The 18,353-nt window shown below is 68.6% G+C and carries 18 protein-coding genes; 3 read left to right on the forward strand and 15 right to left on the reverse strand.

Annotated features, from left to right (window positions below; translation table 11 throughout):
• Positions 1-18: 18 nt before the first annotated feature.
• The 8 genes from CFB89_RS24940 to panE all read right to left on the reverse strand — a co-directional run bounded on the left by CFB89_RS24940 (position 19) and on the right by panE (position 9,292).
• Positions 19-777 (reverse strand): SDR family oxidoreductase, encoded by a 759-nt coding sequence (locus CFB89_RS24940; protein WP_089470191.1) that lies wholly within the window; start codon positions 775-777, stop codon positions 19-21.
• Complete coding sequence (locus CFB89_RS24945) at positions 774-2,321, reverse strand: FGGY-family carbohydrate kinase (protein WP_089470192.1); 1,548 nt, start codon at positions 2,319-2,321, stop codon at positions 774-776. The genes CFB89_RS24940 and CFB89_RS24945 overlap by 4 nt, the downstream gene beginning before the upstream one ends.
• Before the next feature lie 29 nt (positions 2,322-2,350).
• Positions 2,351-3,439 carry an alcohol dehydrogenase catalytic domain-containing protein gene (locus CFB89_RS24950; protein ID WP_089470193.1) on the reverse strand — a complete coding sequence of 363 codons (1,089 nt, stop codon included), beginning with the start codon at positions 3,437-3,439 and terminating at the stop codon, positions 2,351-2,353.
• Between the two features lie 46 nt (positions 3,440-3,485).
• Positions 3,486-4,493 carry an ABC transporter permease gene (locus tag CFB89_RS24955; RefSeq protein ID WP_089470194.1) on the reverse strand — a complete coding sequence of 336 codons (1,008 nt, stop codon included), beginning with the start codon at positions 4,491-4,493 and terminating at the stop codon, positions 3,486-3,488.
• Entirely contained in the window at positions 4,480-6,000 is a 1,521-nt protein-coding gene (locus CFB89_RS24960; RefSeq protein WP_089470611.1) for a sugar ABC transporter ATP-binding protein, read from the reverse strand. Before CFB89_RS24960 ends, CFB89_RS24955 begins: the two co-directional genes overlap by 14 nt.
• A 62-nt stretch (positions 6,001-6,062) precedes the next feature.
• Entirely contained in the window at positions 6,063-7,004 is a 942-nt protein-coding gene (locus tag CFB89_RS24965; RefSeq protein ID WP_089470195.1) for a substrate-binding domain-containing protein, read from the reverse strand.
• 119 nt (positions 7,005-7,123) lie between these two features.
• A complete protein-coding gene (locus CFB89_RS24970; RefSeq protein WP_089470196.1) occupies positions 7,124-8,083 on the reverse strand; it encodes an AraC family transcriptional regulator in 960 nt (319 codons plus the stop codon).
• Positions 8,084-8,344: 261 nt separating this feature from the next.
• Positions 8,345-9,292 carry a 2-dehydropantoate 2-reductase gene (gene panE / locus CFB89_RS24975; RefSeq protein WP_089470197.1) on the reverse strand — a complete coding sequence of 316 codons (948 nt, stop codon included), beginning with the start codon at positions 9,290-9,292 and terminating at the stop codon, positions 8,345-8,347.
• A 248-nt stretch (positions 9,293-9,540) separates the two neighbouring features.
• On the opposite strand from panE, the gene CFB89_RS24980 reads away from it, so the two are divergent.
• A complete protein-coding gene (locus CFB89_RS24980) occupies positions 9,541-11,094 on the forward strand; it encodes a methyl-accepting chemotaxis protein (RefSeq protein WP_089470198.1) in 1,554 nt (517 codons plus the stop codon).
• 22 nt (positions 11,095-11,116) lie between these two features.
• Here the strand turns inward: CFB89_RS24980 and CFB89_RS24985 are convergent, their stop codons facing one another.
• Positions 11,117-11,794 (reverse strand): response regulator transcription factor, encoded by a 678-nt coding sequence (locus CFB89_RS24985; protein WP_089470612.1) that lies wholly within the window; start codon positions 11,792-11,794, stop codon positions 11,117-11,119.
• Between the two features lie 378 nt (positions 11,795-12,172).
• Here CFB89_RS24985 and CFB89_RS24995 point away from each other — a divergent pair, with 378 nt between their 5' ends.
• Positions 12,173-12,664: a hypothetical protein gene (locus CFB89_RS24995; RefSeq protein ID WP_089470199.1), complete on the forward strand. Its 492-nt coding sequence runs from the start codon at positions 12,173-12,175 to the stop codon at positions 12,662-12,664.
• 69 nt (positions 12,665-12,733) lie between these two features.
• Here the strand turns inward: CFB89_RS24995 and CFB89_RS25000 are convergent, their stop codons facing one another.
• From CFB89_RS25000 to CFB89_RS25015, 4 genes are all read right to left on the reverse strand, one after another.
• Positions 12,734-13,240, reverse strand: a complete 507-nt coding sequence (locus CFB89_RS25000; protein WP_089470613.1) for a hypothetical protein — start codon at positions 13,238-13,240, stop codon at positions 12,734-12,736.
• 130 nt (positions 13,241-13,370) lie between these two features.
• On the reverse strand, positions 13,371-14,768 hold the full coding sequence (locus CFB89_RS25005) for a sigma-54 dependent transcriptional regulator (RefSeq protein ID WP_089470614.1): 1,398 nt from the start codon (positions 14,766-14,768) through the stop codon (positions 13,371-13,373).
• Positions 14,769-14,899: 131 nt separating this feature from the next.
• Positions 14,900-15,484: a hypothetical protein gene (locus tag CFB89_RS25010; RefSeq protein ID WP_089470200.1), complete on the reverse strand. Its 585-nt coding sequence runs from the start codon at positions 15,482-15,484 to the stop codon at positions 14,900-14,902.
• 155 nt (positions 15,485-15,639) lie between these two features.
• Complete coding sequence (locus tag CFB89_RS25015) at positions 15,640-17,040, reverse strand: chemotaxis protein CheA (RefSeq protein ID WP_256979756.1); 1,401 nt, start codon at positions 17,038-17,040, stop codon at positions 15,640-15,642.
• Between CFB89_RS25015 and CFB89_RS35495 the strand changes: the two genes are divergently transcribed.
• A complete protein-coding gene (locus CFB89_RS35495) occupies positions 17,030-17,323 on the forward strand; it encodes a hypothetical protein (RefSeq protein ID WP_256979757.1) in 294 nt (97 codons plus the stop codon). The two genes, CFB89_RS25015 and CFB89_RS35495, sit on opposite strands and share 11 nt — an antisense overlap.
• Here the strand turns inward: CFB89_RS35495 and CFB89_RS25020 are convergent.
• Both CFB89_RS25020 and CFB89_RS25025 read right to left on the reverse strand, forming a co-directional pair.
• Positions 17,307-17,585, reverse strand: coding sequence for a hypothetical protein (locus CFB89_RS25020; RefSeq protein WP_089470202.1), 279 nt, complete (start codon positions 17,583-17,585; stop codon positions 17,307-17,309). The two genes, CFB89_RS35495 and CFB89_RS25020, sit on opposite strands and share 17 nt — an antisense overlap.
• A gap of 72 nt (positions 17,586-17,657) precedes the next feature.
• Positions 17,658-18,248 carry a hypothetical protein gene (locus tag CFB89_RS25025; RefSeq protein ID WP_089470203.1) on the reverse strand — a complete coding sequence of 197 codons (591 nt, stop codon included), beginning with the start codon at positions 18,246-18,248 and terminating at the stop codon, positions 17,658-17,660.
• Between the last annotated feature and the right edge of the window lie 105 nt (positions 18,249-18,353).

Consider the following 18,353-nt stretch of genomic DNA (forward strand, 5'->3'; position numbering starts at 1 on the left):
GCCACTACCGTGGCGCGTCTAGCGCGCCGTATACCCGCCATCGATCGGCAGCGACACGCCGCTGATCATCGACGCCGCGTCGCTCAGCAAAAACAGGATCGGCTCGACGACTTCGTCAGGCTGCGCGAAGCGGCCGAGCGGAATCGCGGCCAGCATCGGCGCGCGCTTCTCCGGTTCGCTCCACGCGAACTGCGCCATCGGCGTGAGCGTGACGGTCGGGTTCACGCTGTTCACACGAATGCCGTACGGCCCGAGTTCGATGCACAGCACGCGCGTGATCGCGTCCATCGCCGCCTTCGACGCGCAATAGCTCAGATGCGCGGGCAGGCCGACGAGCGCCGCTTGGCTCGATACGTTGACGATGCTGCCCCGTGCGTTCGCCGCGCCGCGTCCGTCGCGCTCGATCATCTTGCGCGCCACGGCTCGCGCGACGAGCGCGGCGCCGCGCGCATTGACGGCCATCACGCGATCGAAATGCGCGGCGTCGACCTCGAGCGCCGGTTCGAGCGACGCGATCCCCGCGCAATTGACGAGGCCGTCGAATGCCTCGTACGAGGCGAGCGCGGCATCGATCGCGTATTCGTCGCCGCCGACATCCATGCGCAACGTTTCGCACGCAATCTCGCCGGCAAGCGCGTCGAGCGCGGCCATGTCGCGCGCCGCCGCGACGACGCGCGCGCCTGCGTGCGCCAGCGCGACCGCGCACGTGCGGCCGATGCCGCTCGACGCGCCCGTGACGAGCACCGTTGACCCGCCGAAATCGAATCGTGTGTTCATGATGATGTGCCCAGCCTGTGCATGATCGGCTTGAGTGCCGGATACAGCGCCGTGTAGAGCGCAAAACGCGCGTCGTACGTTTTCGCGCGCTCCGCATCGGGCCGTGCGCGCTCGATGAGCGTGACCCAGCCGCCCTGCGCGTCGTCGCGCGACACGAGCCCTGCCCCGACACCGGCGAGCAGCGCCGCGCCCATCGCGGCTTCGACGTCCTGCTCGATCGTCCACACCGGAAAACCCGTCACGTCCGCGATGATCTGCATCCACAGCGCCGAATGCGCGGCGCCGCCGACGACGATCAATCGATTATCCAGCGCCACCGCGCCACGGCGGCCGGCCTCGATGTTGTGGCGCAGTGCGAACGCGACGCCTTCGAGCACCGCGCGATAAAGATGCGCACGCGTATGCGCGAGACTCAGCCCGACGAACGCGCCGCTCGCCTTCGCATCCCACACCGGGCTGCGCTCGCCCATCAGATACGGCAGGAACAGCACGCCGTCGGCGCCGGCCGGCACGCGCTCGGCCGCCTCCTCGAGCAGCACGTGCGGATCGCCGTGCGACAGCAGCCGCGCCGCATCGATTTCCGCGTGACAGAACTGGTCGCGAAACCACGCGACCGACGCGCCGGCCGTGATCGCGCCGCCGAACACGTACAGGTCGCGCTGCTCGTCGAACACGTGCGGCATGCTGACGAGGCCGTGTCGCGCATCGACGTGCCGGCTCACGTAGCCCCAGCACATGCTGGTGCCGATCATCGCGACGTGCTGCCCGGTACGCGTCGCGCCGGCCGCGAAGGTCGCCACCGCCGCATCGACGCCGCCCGCGACGACGGGCGTGCCGGCCGGCAGCCCGAGTTGCGCAGTCCATTGCGACAGCAGGCCGCCGACGACGTCCGTCGAATCGACGAGCCGCTCGGGCATCATCGTCGCCGGAATGCCGAGCATGTCGAGCGCGTCGTCGGACCATTCGCGGCGCGCGACGTCGTACACGCCGCCGATATTGCCGGCCGAACTGTGATCGACCGCGACTTCGCCGGTCAGCAGGTAGATCACATATGCGTTCGGCGGCAGGAAATACCGCACGTTCGCCCACACGTCCGGCCGGTGGTCGCGCAGCCACAGCATCTTGGTGAAGCCGTAGTAGCTGTCGACGCCGTTGCCGGTGATCACGCGCAGCCGCTCGACGTTCACGTGTTCGTCGACCCAGTCGACTTCCGCGGTCGCGCGCCGGTCCATCCAGATCAGGCACGGATGCAGCGGCCGCATGTCGATGTCGACCGGGATGCCCGAGCCGCCGTACAGGCTGCTCACGCACACCGCCCGAATCGCATCGGCCGGCACGCCCTGCGCGCGCGCGTCGCTCACGCAGCCCGCGATGCAGTCGAGCACCGCGTCGAACCACACCTGCGGCCACTGCTCGGCCCACAGCGGGCGCGGCGTATCGGGCTGGTAGCCGGCCGAGCGTCGCGCGACGATCGTGCCGTGCCGGTCGACCAGCAGCGCCTTGGTGCTCTGCGTGCCGATGTCGACGCCTATCACGTATTCCATGATGTCTCCGGTGAGGCGCGCGCCGGCTGTCAGCGGGCCGGCTTCAGCAGCACCTTGATCGATTCGGGCGATTTCGCGACGCGGATCGCGTCGTCCCACTCCTCGAGCGCGAAACCGTGCGTGACGATGCCCTTCGACGTGACGAGCCCGCGCGCGAGCAGGTCGATCGCGACCGGATAGCAGTATGGCCCGAGGTGCGCGCCGCGTACGTCGAGCTCCTTGCGGTCGCCGATGATCGACCAGTCGACGGTCGCATCCTCGCCGAACACGCTGAATTCGACGAAGCGCCCCAGCTTGCGGATCAGGTCCAACCCCTGGTTCACGCCGACCGGCGCGCCGGTCGTCTCGATGTACACGTCGCAGCCGTAGCCGTCGGTGAGCGCGCGGACGATCTCGCGCGCGTCGTCGCGTTGCGGGTTGATCGTCACGTCGGCGCCGTACTGGCACGCGAGTTCGAGCCGTTCGTCGATCAGGTCGATCACGACCAGCTTCTTCGGCGTCTTCAGGTGCGCGACCTGCGTCATCATCAGCCCGAGCGGGCCCGCGCCGGCGATCACGACGACGTCGTCGAGCTGCACGTCGCCGCGGTTCACGGTATGGATCGCGCACGACAGCGGCTCGATGATCGCGGCATCCTCGAGCGATACGCCGAACGGGATCTTGTGGACGATCGCGGTCGGCGGAATGCGCATGTACTCGGCCATCCCGCCGTCGGCGACCTCGCGCTGGAAGCCGAAGATGTTGTGCACCTCGCACATCCAGTACTGGCCCGACTTGCAATAGCGGCACTTGCCGCACGGCACGATCTGCTCGGCGATCACGCGGTCGCCCGGCGCGACGCCGAAATGCTCGGCCGCGCCGTCGCCGAGCGCTTCCACATAGCCGAAGAATTCGTGGCCGGGAATCACCGGCGCCTTCACCCACGGGCTCGGTCCGCCCCAGAACATCTTGGCACCGGTGTAGCACTTGCAGTCGCTCGCGCAGATGCCGCACGCGGCGATGCGGATCACGAGCTCGTTCGCGCCGGGATGCGGCATCGCGACCTGTTCGACGCGATAGTCCTCGGGGCCGTGGCAGACGACCGCGGTCATGCGCGGCTGGGCTTCGGGTGTCGTCATGAGTTGTCTCTTTCCTGAATGATGCGGAGGACGGATGAATCAAGCGTTACCGCGATCGCTCGCGGCTGATATAGATCGCGAGCAGGATGATTCCGCCCTTGATCACGTTCTGCACGTACGGGTTCACGCCGATCATGTTCAGTCCGTTGTTGAGCACGCCGAGCAGCAGCGCGCCGACCAGCGTGCCGAGAATCGCGCCGCGCCCGCCGGAGATCGACGTGCCGCCCATCACGACGGCCGCGATCGCGTCGAGCTCGAAGCCCACGCCCGCGTTCGGCTGGCCGCTCATCAGGCGCCCGGTCAGCACGATCGCGGCGAGCGCCGACGTGAGCCCGGCCAGCGTGTAGACGATCAGCTTCACGCGCGCGACCCGCACGCCGGTGAGCCGCGTCGCCTGTTCGTTGCCGCCGATCGCATACACGTAGCGGCCGAACGGCATCCGGTCGAGCAGCAGCCATGCGATCGCATAGACCGCCAGCATGATCAGCACGGGCGCCTGGATGCCGAGCACCTTGCCGCTGCCGAAGAACGCGACCCAGTCGGGCAGCCCGTCGATCGGATAGCCGCCCGTATAGATCAGCGCGAGGCCGCGCGCGATGCCCATCGTCGCGAGCGTGACGATGATCGGCGGCATCCCCGCGAACGCGACGAACACGCCGTTCAGGAAGCCGAAGCCGAGCCCGACCGCAATCCCGATCGCCAGCGCGGCGACCGCGTTGACACCCGCGACCATCAGCCCGGCCGCGAGCGTGCCCGACAGCGCCATCACCGAGCCGACCGACAGGTCGATCCCGCCCGTCAGGATCACGCAGGTCATGCCGACCGCGATGATCGCGTTGATCGAGACCTGGCGCAGCACGTTTTCCAGGTTCGCCGCGGACAGGAAGCTCGGGCTCGCGATCATCATCGCGATGCACACGACGATCAGGCCGACGAGCGGATAGAACAGCGTCGAGCGGCGCAGTTGCGCCCACATCGGGCGCGGCGGCGGCGCGTCGCCGGCCGCGGCCGCGAGCGTCGTGGAACGCGTGGAAGAAGAATCAGGCAGGTTCATGGGTCGCTCCTCGCGTGCCGGCCGTGGCATAGGTCATGACCGTGTCGGGATCGATCTCGTCGCCTTCGAGCGTCGCCTCGATGCGGCCCTGCCGGAACACGGCGACGCGATCGCACATGCCGACGATTTCCGGCAATTCGGACGAGATCATGATGATGGCGTAGCCGCGCGCGGTGAGTTCGCGCATCAGCCCGTAGATGTCGGCTTTCGCGCCGACGTCGATGCCGCGCGTCGGCTCGTCGAAGATCAGCACCGACGTGTGATGGTTCAGCCAGCGCGCGATCACGACCTTCTGCTGGTTGCCGCCGGACAGCGTCGCGACCTCGGTATGGATCGACGGCGCCTTCACGCCGACGCGGCGCATCACGTCGTGCGTGGTGCGCGCCTCGCCGCGCCGGTCGATCAGCCAGCGCATCGACCGGTACTTGCCGAGGTTGTTCAGCGAGATGTTGTCGCGAATCGAGAACGACGTGACGAGCCCTTCCGTCTTGCGGCTTTCCGGCAGGATGCCGATACCGGCACGCAGCGCATCGGCCGGATCGGCCAGCCTCGCCGCCGCGCCGCGCACGCGCAGTTCCTTGCGATGCGCACGCGTCGCGCCGATCACCGCGAGCGCGGTTTCCGTGCGCCCCGAGCCGACCAGGCCCGCGAAACCCAGGATCTCGCCTTCATGCAACGCAAAGCGGTTCACCGGGCCGTCGCGCTCGATCTGCAGCGCATCGACTTCGAGCACGGCCGGCGCGTCGGCCGGCAGCGCCGGCTTCGGCGGAAAGCTGCTCTCGATCCGGCGGCCGACCATCATGCGCACCAGTTGCTCGACGTCGGTGTGCGCGACCTCGGTCGCCGCGACGTACTGGCCGTCGCGCAGCACCGTGATGCGGTCGCACACCGTAAAGATCTCGTCGAGGTGATGCGAGATGAAGATCATCGCGACGCCCTGCCGCTTCAGCTCGCGCATGATCGCGAACAGGTGCTCGGCCTCGGCCGGCGTGAGCGTCGCGGTCGGTTCGTCGAGGATCAGGATGCGCGCGTCGAGCGACAGCGCCTTGCCGATCTCGACGAACTGCTGCTGCGCGACCGACAGTGCGCGGATCGGCGCATCGAGATCGATCGTCACGCCGAGCCGTGCGAAGATGGCGGCCGCCGCGGCGCGCATCCGCTTGCGGTCGCGCGCGCCCCAGCGGTTGCGCAGCTCGCGGCCGAGGAACAGGTTGTCGACGGCATCGAGGTGAGGAATCAGGCTGAACTCCTGGAACACGATGCCGACGCCGGCCGCGACCGCGTCGTGATAATCCGCGAAATGGCGCGCGGCGCCGTCGATCTCGATCGTGCCGGCATCCGGCTGGTGGATGCCGCACAGGATCTTCATCAGCGTCGACTTGCCCGCGCCGTTCTCGCCGAGCAGCGCATGAATCTCGCCGCGCGCGATCTCCAGATGAATGTCGGACAGCGCCTTCACGCCGGGAAAGCTTTTCGTGATGTGGCTGAGCCTGAGTATCGTGTCCATCGGCTTCTCCGTGCGAAGGGCGCGGGCCGTGCCGCCGCCCTTCGCGTCGCGTCGCACGTCGTTCACCAGCTGAAACCCTTCGCGTTGCCGCGATCGACGACCTTCACGTCGACGGGAATCGCCTTCGGCACCGTCGCGCCCCACTTGCGCGCGATCGCGATGCCGAGCGCGATGCGCACCTGGTCGGCCGGGAACTGCGCGGTCGTCTCGATGAACTTCGAGTTCGGCTTCTGGATCGCGGCGATCGCCTCGGGCGCGCCGTCGACACTCGTCAGCTTGATGTCCTTGCCGGAACCCTCGATCGCGGCGAGCGCGCCCATCGAGCCGCCGTCGTTCACGCTGAAGAGGCCCTTCAGGTTCGGATGCGCGGAGATCATGTTTTCGGTGACCGACAGCGCGGTCGCGCGCTCCTGCTTGCCGTTCTGCGTATCGACGAGCTTCACGTTCGGGAATTTCGCGAGCCCGGCCTTGCAGCCGCGCACGCGTTCGAGAATCGGCACGACCGGAATGCCGTCGAGGATCGCGACGTCGCCGCTGCCGCCGATCGCCTTCGCGAGGTATTCGCACGACATCACGCCCGCGTCGTAATTCTTCGAGCCGACGAACGAATCGACCGGGCCGTTCGCGTTCGCATCGACGGCGACGACCACCGCGCCGGCCTTCTTCGCCTGCGTGATCGCCGACTGGATGCCGGTCGAATCGGTCGGGTTCACGAGCAGGATGTCGATCTTCTTCTGCAGCATGTCCTCGACGTCGCTCACCTGCTTGCTGACGTCGTGATGCGCGTCGGTGACGACGACCTGCGCGCCGATCGACGCGGCCGCGTCGTTCAGCGCCTTCTGCATCGTCACGAAATACGGATTGTTCAGTTCCTGGAACGTCATGCCGATCCGCAGCGGCGCGGCGTGCGCGGCGGCGGGCAACAGCGCCGCGACGGCGAGCGCGGCAACGGCCGCCAGGCGGGCGGCGCGACAAGGGGATGAAGCGGGCGATGCGTGCGTCATGACGGTGTCTCCAGAATTGTGTGCGGCTTTTTCGTGGGTGAATGCGCCCCTCGCGACGTGAGCGACGCGATCGGCGGGTAAAACGGCGAGGAAAACTCGGGCGGGCGGCGGCCCGGCGATCATCCGGGCTGCGGCATGAGTTCGGGCGCCCCGGGCGTCAGCACGCGCGGCGGCAGCGGGTTACCGGTCGGCGCCGCATGCAGCGCCAGCTCGCGGCTGCGCGCGTTCAGGCGTTGCAGCGCACGGAATTCGGACGGCGCCATCCCCTTCACCGCGCGGAACTGGCGGTTGAAGTTCGACACGTTGTTGAAGCCGGCCTGGAAGCAGATGTCGGTGATGCTCGCGTCGTCGGCGAGCAGCATCTGGCAGGCGGATTCAATCCGCAGACGATTCACGTACTGGACGAACGGCATGCCGGTATGGCGATGGAACGCGCGCGAGAACGCGCTGATGCTCTGGCCGGTCAGTTGCGCGAGATCGGATTCGCGCATCTCGGACGCGAGGTTCTTGCCGATATACGACAGCGCGTGGCTCAGGCGCGTCGGCGTGACATCGGCCTGGTCGTACGCGGGGCTCGCGAGCAGCGTGCGCTCGGCCGCATCGCACAGGCGCTCGAGAATCGTCATGAATAGCGCGATGCGGCGCATCCCGCGCGCGCTCAACAGTTCGTCGAACAATGGTGCGATCGCGGCGCTCGTCGCTGCGTCGAAGCCGACGCCACGCCGCGCGTCGTCGAGCAGCGCCTGCGCATCGCGGCATTCGGGAAACGCATCCATGCAGCGGCGCACGAACGACGGATCGAACTGGATCACGAGATTGCGGCGCTCGACGGTTTCGCCTTCGGCCATGTCGCTGACCCAGTTGTGCGGCAGGTTCGGGCCGAGCAGCACGAGATGGCCGGGGCCGAACGAGCCGATGTGATCGCCGACGAAGTACTTGCCGTGCGTCGCGACGATCAGGTGCAGCTCGAATTCGGGATGGAAATGCCAGCGGATCGTGCGATACGGATAGCCGTGCGACCAGACCTTGAACGACTCGTCGCGTCGCACGTCGACCACTTCGAGATCGGGGTGCATCATGTTGGCGTCTCCATTCCCATGATTCGCTGGCCGGCCTGTTCGGCTGTGCGCGCAGGCGCCGCGTGATTCGCGTGTCTCGCGCGGCACCGCGACCGGTCGCATGGGAAGCAATGTAGGTCGATCGAGCACGCGGCTCCACCAACTTTACGCCTGATTTCCGATACTTTTTTGCCGCCCATGCGCGGAAATGGCGCAGGCCGGCAAATTTGTTGCAGCGCGGAACGGTGCGGACGGCCGCCGGCTCCGGCCGCCCGCGCCGGCTTACGCAGCCGCGTGCTCGCGCGCCGTGCGCACCTCGTATGCCTTCAGGTGGTTGTACGCGATCCGCAACAGCGACAACGTATCGGCCGCGTGCGGATCGCGTCGCGCGAGCAGGTCGCCGATCACGTGATCGGCTTCGACGCGCGCATGATTCTCGACGTCGCGCAGCATCGACGCGGTCAGCGGCGACGGCGTCAGCACCATCCGCTGCATCCGCTCGCTGGCCGCCGAGTCGGGCCGGTGGCCGTTGTGTTCGGCGATCGCGCTGCATTCGGCGAGCATCGTCTCGAGCAGGCGGCGGCCGTCCGGCGCGGCGAGAATGTCGCCGATCGACCCGCGAAACAGCGACGTGCTCGCGGCGAGCGTCGCGAGGAACACCCACTTGTCCCACATCCGCGCGGCGATGTCGTCGCTGAGCGTCGCGTCGAAGCCCGCGCCGCCGAGCACGTCGGCCACCGCGCGCACGCGCGGCGATTCGCCGCCGGCCAGTTCGCCGAACGACACGCCGTGCGTGTCGTTCAGGTGCACGATGCGCTGCTCGCGATCGAGTGTCGCCGCGATCACGCACAACCCGCCGAGCACCTGGGACGCGTCGAAGCGCTCGCGCAGCACGTCGACGTGACGCATTCCGTTGAGCATCGGCAGGATCAGCGTCCGCGGGCCAACGAACGGCGCGAACGATGCAATCGCGTCGTCGAGGCTGTACGCCTTGCAGCTCAGCAGCACGAGATCGAACGGCGCGACGCCGGCGCCCGCGTCGCCCGCGCGCACGGTCTGCACGTTCGCGAGTGTCAGGTCGCCGCGCGGGCTGCGGATCAGCAGCCCGTCGCGCGCGAGCGCGGCCGCGCGGCCATCGCGCACCAGGAATGTCACGTCGCGCCCCGCCGCGGCCAGCCGGCCGCCGAAGTATCCGCCGACCGCGCCGGCTCCTACCACCAGAATTCGCATCGTTGCCTCCTTTCGGTTTCGTTCGAAGTCGCGCTGCCGCCCGTGCGGGCGCGCCGCAAACCATCGCCCGACAGTATAGCGGCCACTGTTATGCATATGCATAGATGCCCGCGCCCGCGTCTCGGGCAGCGGGAAAATGACTATCTCTAAGGGATTTCCCGTCTACGGCGACACGCACGGCGCGCCGTCAAGACATGTATCCCGTCACACCGCTCCGGCGAGCTTCCACGACTGACCGACCTCATACCATGCGCAACCTCTCCCTGAATCAGAAACTCGCCTCGATGATCGTCATCCTGTGGCTCGGCCTGCTCGTGATCGCCGGGCTCGGCGCATGGCAGACCCGCGCGTCGATGATCGCGGACCGCCGCGACCAGCTTGCGTCGCTGGTCGCGCAGGCCACGAGCGTGGCCGATCACTACTACAAGCTGTCGCAGCAGAACGCGCTGCCGGAAGCCGATGCGAAGCAGAAGGCGCTCGAGGCGATCGCCGCGATGCGCCACGGCGCCGACGGCTATGTGTCGATCAACGATTCGAAGCCGGTGATCGTGATGCATCCGATCAAGACCGAGCTCAACGGCAAGGACGTGTCGAATTTCACCGATCCGAACGGCAAGCACCTGTTCGTCGAGATCGTCAAGGCCGGCAACGCGGAAGGCGGCAAGGGCTTCGTCGAGTATCTGTGGCCGAAGCCGGGCGCGGACAAGCCGCAGGAGAAGACCAGCGCCGTGCAGCGCTTCGCGCCGTGGGACTGGTATCTGGTGACCGGCATGTACATGAACGACGTGCGCTCGGCGGTGCTCGCGAGCATCGGCCGCTGGCTCGTGATGACGGCCGTGCTCGGCGCGATCGCGACGGCCGTGATGGTGCTGGTGCTGAAAAGCGTGCGCGCGAGCCTCGGCGGCGAGCTCGAAACGGCGCTCGACGCCGCGCAGCGCATCGCGCAGGGCGACCTGACCGCGCGCGTGAGCGTGAAGCACGACGACCGCGGCAGCCTGCTGCAAGCGCTGCACACGATGCAGGGCGGGTTGATCGACATGGTGTCGCGCGTGCGCACGGGCACCGAAAACATCAACGTCGGCGCGAGCGAGATCGCATCCGGCAACACCGATCTGTCGCAGCGCACCGAGGAACAGGCGGCCGCGCTCGTGCAGACCGCGTCGAGCATGGACGAAATGACCGCGAACGTGAAGCAGAACGCGGACAGCGCCGCGCAGGCCGCGTCGCTCGCCGGCCAGGCCGCGCAGGTCGCGACGCGCGGCAGCGAAGTGGTCGACGACGTCGTGCGCACGATGAACGAGATCACCGACCGCTCGCACAAGATCGGCGACATCATCGGCGTGATCGACGGGATCGCGTTCCAGACCAACATCCTCGCGCTGAACGCGGCCGTCGAAGCGGCACGGGCGGGCGAACAGGGCCGCGGCTTCGCGGTGGTCGCGGCCGAAGTGCGGTCGCTCGCGCAACGCTCGGCGACGGCGGCCAAGGAGATCAAATCGCTGATCGTGTCGTCGAACGAGACGGTCCAGCACGGCGCGACGCTCGTCACGCACGCGGGCGAGACGATGGCCGAGATCGTGCAGTCGGTGCGGCGCGTGAACGAGATCCTCGACGAAATCAGCCACGCATCGCGCGAGCAGAGCGCCGGGATCGAGCAGGTCAACCGCGCGGTGGGCGAGATGGATCAGGTCACGCAGCAGAACGCGGCACTCGTCGAACAGGCGGCGGCCGCCGCGCATTCGCTGCGCGATCAGGCCGAGGCGCTGCGCGACGCGGTGACGCGGTTCGCGTTGCCGGCCTGACGGCAAGCGCCCCGCCCCGCACTCACGCCGCGCTGCCCGCCCGCAGCGCGGCCTCGCCGCTCCCGAGCCCCAGCCCCGCCGCGCGCTGGATCAGCTCGACGTCGTTGCTCGCGCCGAGCTTCTTCATCGCGCTGATCTTCTGCGCACTGACCGTCTGCTTGCCCTTGCTCAGGCGCTGCGCGATCGTCTTGATCGGCACGCCCGACAGATACAGGCGAATCACCTCGATTTCGCGCGCCGACAGCTTCACCGGCGCGTCGCCGTGCGCGCCGAGCGCATCGACCGCGCGGCGGACGGACGGCGACAGGTAGGTCGCGCCGCTGTAGCTCGAATGGATCGCCGTGACGATATGGCCGACCTCGTCGAGCTTGCTGACGACGCTCACGCCGCCGATCGCGAGGATCGACCGGAAGATCAGCGGGTTCTCGTTGGCGACCAGCGCGACGATCCCGACGTTCGGCCGCGTGCGGCGCAGCCAGTCGAACAGCGCGAGGCCGTCCATCTGCTCGTCGCCGCGAATCGCATAGTCGACCAGCACGACGTCGCAGTCGACGCCGCCGAGCGACGCGATCAGTTCGGCCGTGCTCCGGTAGACCGCGGCGAGCTCGATCGCGCAGGCGCCGCCTGCGATCTGCTCGATACCGGCCAGCGTCAACGGCCAGTCGTACGCGACGACGATGCGAACATTGAATTTCCTCATGCGCAATTCCTGGTGGTTCACCGGCCGCGCCACGCGACACGCACGCGACCGGTTGGGCGTTGAAAGGACATTCAGGCTATTTTTAGCCCGAATGTCGATTCTATGAAGGTCTGCCCGCGCGCGATATCGGACGGCGTACGAATTGGCTGCAGAAGACGTAATACGGGTTTGATATTTGCCCCGGCTCGACGCCCGGCGGCCGGCGCTCGACCGTCGCGGCATCGGCCCGATGGCCGATGTTGCGCGCCGCACGGCCGGCCAGCAGGTAAAATTGCGCGTTTGCATGCCACCCCGGGCTCGCCGGCGGCGAGCGACGCGCCGATGCCGGCCGCGCGCCACCGCCCCTTCGCCGGCTTGCCCGATCTCTCCGCTTTCCTCATGACCGATTCCGACCTGCAATCCGACGACACCACCCTCCACGAAGACGGCCTCTGGCGCGACAACGGCTGGACGGCCCGCATCATCAAGAACGAAGACGACGACGGCTGGGCCGTCGAGATGGTCAAGGACGGCGAGTCCGAGCCCGCGCTCGTCGGGCCGTGGACCATGGGCCGCGACAAGAAGAACCCGAAGCCGATGGACGCGAACGCGTTCCGCACGCTCGTGAAAACCGCGACCGAAGTGCTGATGCGGCACGAACAGCAGCGGCGCGCGCTGCTGCACAAGGAAGTGACGGTGCAGGACGAAGCCGGGCAGGATGTGTCGGTGACGCTCGACATCGTGCCGGACGAGTTCGAGCCGTATGCGCAGCTCAAGGCGTTCGATCCGTATGGCGAGCTGCTGGCCGAAGCGAAGGTGTCGGCCGGGTTCAAGCTCAACAAGGCCAGCGCCGAACGCTGGGTCGCATCGGGCTTCGACCGGCCGGCATAGGGCTGTTCACGCTAATAACGGCTTGCGCGGGCCGCCAGCAGGGCCGAGCGCGAGGATTGCGACGAAGCGTCAGGCGCCGGCGCCCCGCTCCGCGCGCGCGAGCCGGCGGGCGGCCAGCTTGCGCCGCACGAACGCCTCGAACTGCGGCGTCGCGGCCTCGGCGTCGCGCGCGGCCAGGCCCAGCAGGTTGCGCGCGAGCTGGATCGGCGTCAGCACGATGCCCCACGGCAGCCCCCACCAGCCGAGCGTGGCCGACGCGAGCAGCGCGACCGCCTGCTTTCTGCGGCCGCACCGGCGGCAGCACACGTGGCGCCGCGTCGCCCAGCGCGTGACGAACACGAGCGACACGACGCGATGCGACGCGTGGACGTCGACCGGCTGCCCTTCGCGCAGGCAGATCGGGCAGGGCCCGTAGCGCCAGTCGTCGACGTACTGCCGCACCTTCGCCTCGGGCACCCGTTCGGCCTCGACGACGACCGGATGCGCCCGCGCGCATGCCGGGCTGCAATAGCGGCGGCCGTCGATCGTCTGCCCGCCGACCAGGAACGTCCTGCCGCAGTGATTGCACTCTGCCACGATGACCTCGGATAAACGTGATGCGCCGCGTGCCGGTTGCGCGCGGATCGCCGCGCGCAACCGGCCGGGGCCGTTGGGTGTTTTAACGGCTGCCGCCGCGAGGTCTTGAGCGGTCGCGCGCCGCGGCGCGTCAGCCATGCAGCCCGTGCGCGTTCATCAGCCGGTACAGCGTCGCGCGCGAGACGCCGAGCTCCGATGCGGCGTCCGCATGCTGGTGGCGGTGACGCAGCAGCGTTTCCTCGATCGCGTGCCGCTCGGCCTGCCGGCGCGTCTGCGCGAGCGTCGGCGGCCGAAGCGACGTGTACGGGCGCAGCTCGAGATCGGCGGCCGAGATCAGCGGGCCGTTCGTCATCACGACCGCGAAGCGGATGCGGTTGATCAGCTCGCGCACGTTGCCCGGCCACGGATAGTTGTGGATCGCCGCGATCGCGCACGGCGTGAAGCCGCGAATCCGGTACGAGCCGTCGCCGCGATAGCGCCGCAGCACGTGATCGGCGAGCAGCATGATGTCGCGGCCGCGCACGCGCAGCGGCGGCTCGTCGATACGCAGCACGCACAGGCGGTAGTACAGGTCGGCGCGGAAGCGCCCGGCCTGCATCGCGGCCTCGAGATCGACGTGGGTCGCCGACACGATCCGCACGTCCACCGGAATCGACGCGTGGCCGCCGAGCCGCTCGATGGTGCCCTCCTGCAGGAACCGCAGCAGGCTCGCCTGGCTCTCGAACGGCATGTCGCCGATTTCGTCGAGAAACAGCGTGCCGCCGTGCGCGGCCTCGATGCGGCCGATCAAGCGCTGGTGCGCGCCGGTGAACGCCCCGCGCTCGTGCCCGAACAATTCGGATTGCAGCAGCGTCGCCGGGATGGCCGCGCAGTTCACGGCGACGAACGGTGCGTCGGCACGCGACGACTGCCGGTGGATCGCCGCCGCCGTCAGCTCCTTGCCGGTGCCGGATTCGCCGGCAATGAACACGCTCGCCTCGGTGTTCGCGACCTTGCGGATCGTCGCGAACAGCCGGCGCATCGCGTCGCACGCGCCGATCATCGCGCCGTCGGGCGGCGGCGCCTCCGCGGCCGGGTCGCCGTCCGCGAGATTCAGCATCCCGTATGCATGGCCGACGAGATAGCCGATCGTCGTGTAGGCCGCCGCATTGCGCACGTAGTCGAAGCAGCAGCGGCGGATCAGGCGCGCGATCGTGACGTTGCGCAGCCGCTCGCCGTCGGCGAGCGCGACCCAGCCGACGCGCGGGTCGCGCAGCAGCGTCTCGAACGACGCGACGTCCGGCGCCGCGAAACCGGCGAAGTCGACGATGCCCGCGTGCGGACGGTTCGCCTTGACGAGATTCAGCGCGTCCGCGACGGTTTTGGCGCGCCGCACGTCCCAGCCGCGCGACGCGAGCACATCGACGAGCGCGGCATCGTGTTGCCGCGACAGGTAGACGAGCGGCCGCGACGACGCGGCAGGGTCGCGCCGGACCGAGATGAACGGCAGCGCGCTCAACGCCCGTTCTACATCCTGCAGGACCGACATGCCGAGCTGACAGCAATGGTTCACGATCGCCTCGCCGCATAAGGTTGTGTATCGGAGCGGCCGTTTCCCGATCGCGCGTCGCGGGATCGCCATCCCGCGGCGCGACGCCGCTCCGTCCTCGAATCGATGCGTCATCGGCAGAACACGACGCGCTGCGTGTAGATCTGCGGCTCGACGACGGGCTGCGCCTGGCCGTTGAGATCGTCGCGATAGGCGCGGTAGGTCTTGCCGTTCACCGTCACGTCCGACGCGCGGGCCGTCTCGATCCTGTCGAGCCCGGTGTGCCGCCATTCGTTCACCCGGTCCGCCGCCGTGACGTTCGACTCGCCCGCGATCTTCTGCGTGATCGCGCCGCCGTCGCTCCACGGTTGCGTCTGCATGTCCTCGGCGTGCTGCATCGCGCCGACCGTCTTGCCGGTGGACTTCGGCCCGTTCCGCGCGTCGAACGGCGCACCGCGGCCGTACACCGGCGATTGCCACGACGGCGCGTGGCCCGCCTCCGGCATCATGTAGACCATCTGCGGGTCGCCGATCATCATCATCGGCGCGCACGCCGTGTTGTCGGGACGGCCGAGCGTCGACAGCGCCTGCTGGACGCTCGCGGCGTTCGCGAGCGTCTGCTCGTTCAGGATGACGAAGACCGCGGGATTCTGGAAAATCGACTGCGCAGCGGCTTGCACGCTGGCCAGCAGCAAAGCGACCCAAAAGATCCTCATGATTGAGGCCTCCCTGCATCCTCGTCACGCAAAAAGAGGTGTTGACCTCGGGGATCGGAACAACACCCGTCAAACCGGAAAAGACGATCGGGCAACGGGCCGAACGCCTGCCGTGCGATCGGCGCGCCGGTCGCACGGCAGGCCGGCCCGCATGCTCACGACGAGGTACTCGTCGAGATGACGGTCGGCGCCGGCGCGAGCGGCGCAGCCGGTGCGGCCTGCTGTTCGACCGTGGCGGGCGGCAACGCTTGCGCGGGATCGGTCAATGCAGGCATGCCGGCGGCATGCGCAGCCGCTGTGCCAGCAGTTTCGACTGCGTCCGGCACGGTAGAAGCGGCTGCCGGCATGTCGGCGGGCGCCGCGGCGACGGCAGGCTGCGCGGCTTCCGGAGCAGGCGCTTCGGCGATTGCCTGCGGCGCCGGCTCGGTAGCCTTCGCGTCAGCGGCAGGCGCCGCAACGACGGCGGCCGCCGGCATCGGTTCGGCCACCGGTTCGCCCGCGGCCTGCGCGGCGTCGGTCGCGGCAGGCATCGGCTCCGATGCGTTGCCGGCGACGGCCGGGGTGGGCTCGGGGGCCTTGTCGGCGACGGCCGGTAAAGGCTCGGGGGCCTTGTCGGCGACAGCCGGCGCTGGCTCGGGCACCTTCTCGGCGACCGGTTGCGCGGGCTCCGGCGCCTTCGTCTCGGCAACCGGTGCGGCAGGCGCTGGCGATGCCTTGTCGGCCACAGCCGGCGCGGCGATGACCGCGGCAGCCGGCACGGCCGGCACGACAGATGCGGCGGGCGCGGCGGCGGCCGCAACAGGCGCGACGGGCGTGGTAGCAGCCGCAGGTGCCGCGGCTGCCGGGACTGCAGCGGCAACCGTCGGCGCTGCAACAGCGGGGGCCGCTGCGGCAACAGCCTGCGTCGCAACGGCCGGAGCGGCGGCGACAGGCGCCATCGCCGGCACCGGCACCGAAACCGGCGCAGCGCGCATCGACGCCGTCTCGATCGGGCGCGTCGCCGCGGGCGCGGGTACCGGCGCGGCCGAGCCGAGCGGCGGCAGGCCCATCCGGTTGCGCACGATCGGATCGCGATACTTGATGTCGTCCGCGACGGTCGCTTCGACGCTGGGCGCCACGTTCGAACGCGCGAGCGGTACGGTCGTGCCCGGGCACAGGTGCCCGGTCGCTTCCACCGCGCGCCGGTTCGCGTCGCTCTGGCACAGCAGCGCGAGCGCCACGTCGGTCAGGCCCATCGCACGGAATTCACGCGCATCGAGACGCCGCACGCAGGCCTGGTCGACCAGCGTCGTGCCGCCCGTCGCGCCGAACCCCGGGAACGACACGCCGACGCTCACCGAGCCCATGCAGGTATCGGACAGCGTGGTCGTGAGGCCCGGCGCCTGGATCGACGGGTTCGTCTTGATCGTCTGCGTGCCCGAGTAGTTGACGTTTTCCGAAATCTGGGTGTTGTACGGGTTGGTGCCGGGCGCGCCGGACGACTGCAGCGAGTTCACGCTCTGCGGCGTCACGTTGCCGCCGGCCGTGCCGGACGGCATCGTCACGTTGACGTTCACGCTCGAATTGCCGCTGCCGCGCACCCCGCTGCTGCTCGTTGCATTACCGCCGCGCGAACTCGTGGTGTTCGTGTTCATGCTCGAGCCGCCGCCCTGGCTGACCGCCGTCGACGACGTCGAGGATTGCGCGCTCGAAGTCGAGTCGGCAGTTTGCGCCTGGGCACCGATTGCGGACATCGCGAACATCGCCGCGCATGCCACCTTGATCCTGTTGCTGTTCATTTCACTCTCCGGACGAGGTTGGACCTCCTACCCAGGCAACCGTGCTACTTCCCCTGAATGACTTCAGTTTTTGCTGCTTCCCCGAACTGCTTCCAGCCGCTACCCAGCTGGGACCACGGGCCATCCGGCATGCCCTGCTGCTGGGTGCCCGGTGCGCCGATGGCACTGCCCGACGAAAGCGACTGTTGTTCTGACGGTTTGGTTGTCTGAGCAGGGTTGTTTGACGTCTGCATAGTCGATTGCCCACCATCGGCAGCACGGTCGGTGCCATATGCCGTCAGTGACGCGAGCATCAGAGCGGCGGCAATCAGGTTCTGCTTCATGCCAACTCCTTACGTGACAACAAGGCGGGAAAAGAGACCAGCGTCGCTGGGAAACTGGCCCCCCACCCCTGACTAATGACTGCTCCCGGTCGCGCTCGAACTGCTCTGGCTTCCGCCCGACGCGGACGGCGAACCGGCCGGACCGGTACTCCACGCGGTCGACGCGTTGGTGTGATTCGAGCCGGTGATCGCGCCCGATCCACCCCCGCCCGTCCACCCCGCGGCACCCGCGTTGGCATTACCGTTGTCGTTCGCGCCCGTGGCCGTGTAGTGGTTCGCGCCGAGTACGATCGTGGCGGTCACCCCTCCCGACAGTGCGTTTGCGTTCTCGTTCGTTTTGCTGTTTCCGCCGTACGAGCCTGCGGCACCGATACCGCCGCCTGCCGCAAACGCGCCCCCGTTCGTGCCGAAACCGCTGGCCGTCGAGGTCGAGTTGTGGTTGGCGGACGCCGTGCCGACGGAACCGGCGGGTGTCACGGTACTTCCAGCGCTCGCACCAGCCGTCGATGTCGAATTGCTCGTATAGCTGCCGGACCCGACCAGTACCGAACCGGACACACCCGCTGCGACGGATTGCGTCTGGTTGGTCGTGAACGAACCTGCTGCCAATACGGCCGACGATAGGACGGTGAGCGCTGTCGCTAATATGACTTTGGCTTTCATAGCAATTCCTTGCCGTGAGGAAGTTCGACGGTGGCGGAGCCGGGCCTGTCCGCACGGGGCAAGGCCCGGCATCCGACCCGCCAGCCAATGACGAACGCTACGCGT

This window comes from Burkholderia sp. AU16741, assembly GCF_002223345.1.
Classification (GTDB): domain Bacteria; phylum Pseudomonadota; class Gammaproteobacteria; order Burkholderiales; family Burkholderiaceae; genus Burkholderia; species Burkholderia sola.

Coding starts and splice junctions, on each gene's coding strand:
- CFB89_RS24970 (WP_089470196.1), bottom strand. CDS start 8,083: ATGATGCACCCCGATCTCGAAGTGGTCGACGTGCGACGCGACGAGTCG.
- CFB89_RS24945 (WP_089470192.1), bottom strand. CDS start 2,321: ATGGAATACGTGATAGGCGTCGACATCGGCACGCAGAGCACCAAGGCG.
- CFB89_RS24960 (WP_089470611.1), bottom strand. CDS start 6,000: ATGGACACGATACTCAGGCTCAGCCACATCACGAAAAGCTTTCCCGGC.
- panE (WP_089470197.1), bottom strand. CDS start 9,292: ATGCGAATTCTGGTGGTAGGAGCCGGCGCGGTCGGCGGATACTTCGGC.
- CFB89_RS24995 (WP_089470199.1), top strand. CDS start 12,173: ATGACCGATTCCGACCTGCAATCCGACGACACCACCCTCCACGAAGAC.
- CFB89_RS25005 (WP_089470614.1), bottom strand. CDS start 14,768: ATGTCGGTCCTGCAGGATGTAGAACGGGCGTTGAGCGCGCTGCCGTTC.
- CFB89_RS24950 (WP_089470193.1), bottom strand. CDS start 3,439: ATGACGACACCCGAAGCCCAGCCGCGCATGACCGCGGTCGTCTGCCAC.
- CFB89_RS24955 (WP_089470194.1), bottom strand. CDS start 4,493: ATGAACCTGCCTGATTCTTCTTCCACGCGTTCCACGACGCTCGCGGCC.
- CFB89_RS24965 (WP_089470195.1), bottom strand. CDS start 7,004: ATGACGCACGCATCGCCCGCTTCATCCCCTTGTCGCGCCGCCCGCCTG.
- CFB89_RS24980 (WP_089470198.1), top strand. CDS start 9,541: ATGCGCAACCTCTCCCTGAATCAGAAACTCGCCTCGATGATCGTCATC.
- CFB89_RS25020 (WP_089470202.1), bottom strand. CDS start 17,585: ATGAAGCAGAACCTGATTGCCGCCGCTCTGATGCTCGCGTCACTGACG.
- CFB89_RS24985 (WP_089470612.1), bottom strand. CDS start 11,794: ATGAGGAAATTCAATGTTCGCATCGTCGTCGCGTACGACTGGCCGTTG.
- CFB89_RS24940 (WP_089470191.1), bottom strand. CDS start 777: ATGAACACACGATTCGATTTCGGCGGGTCAACGGTGCTCGTCACGGGC.
- CFB89_RS25025 (WP_089470203.1), bottom strand. CDS start 18,248: ATGAAAGCCAAAGTCATATTAGCGACAGCGCTCACCGTCCTATCGTCG.
- CFB89_RS25010 (WP_089470200.1), bottom strand. CDS start 15,484: ATGAGGATCTTTTGGGTCGCTTTGCTGCTGGCCAGCGTGCAAGCCGCT.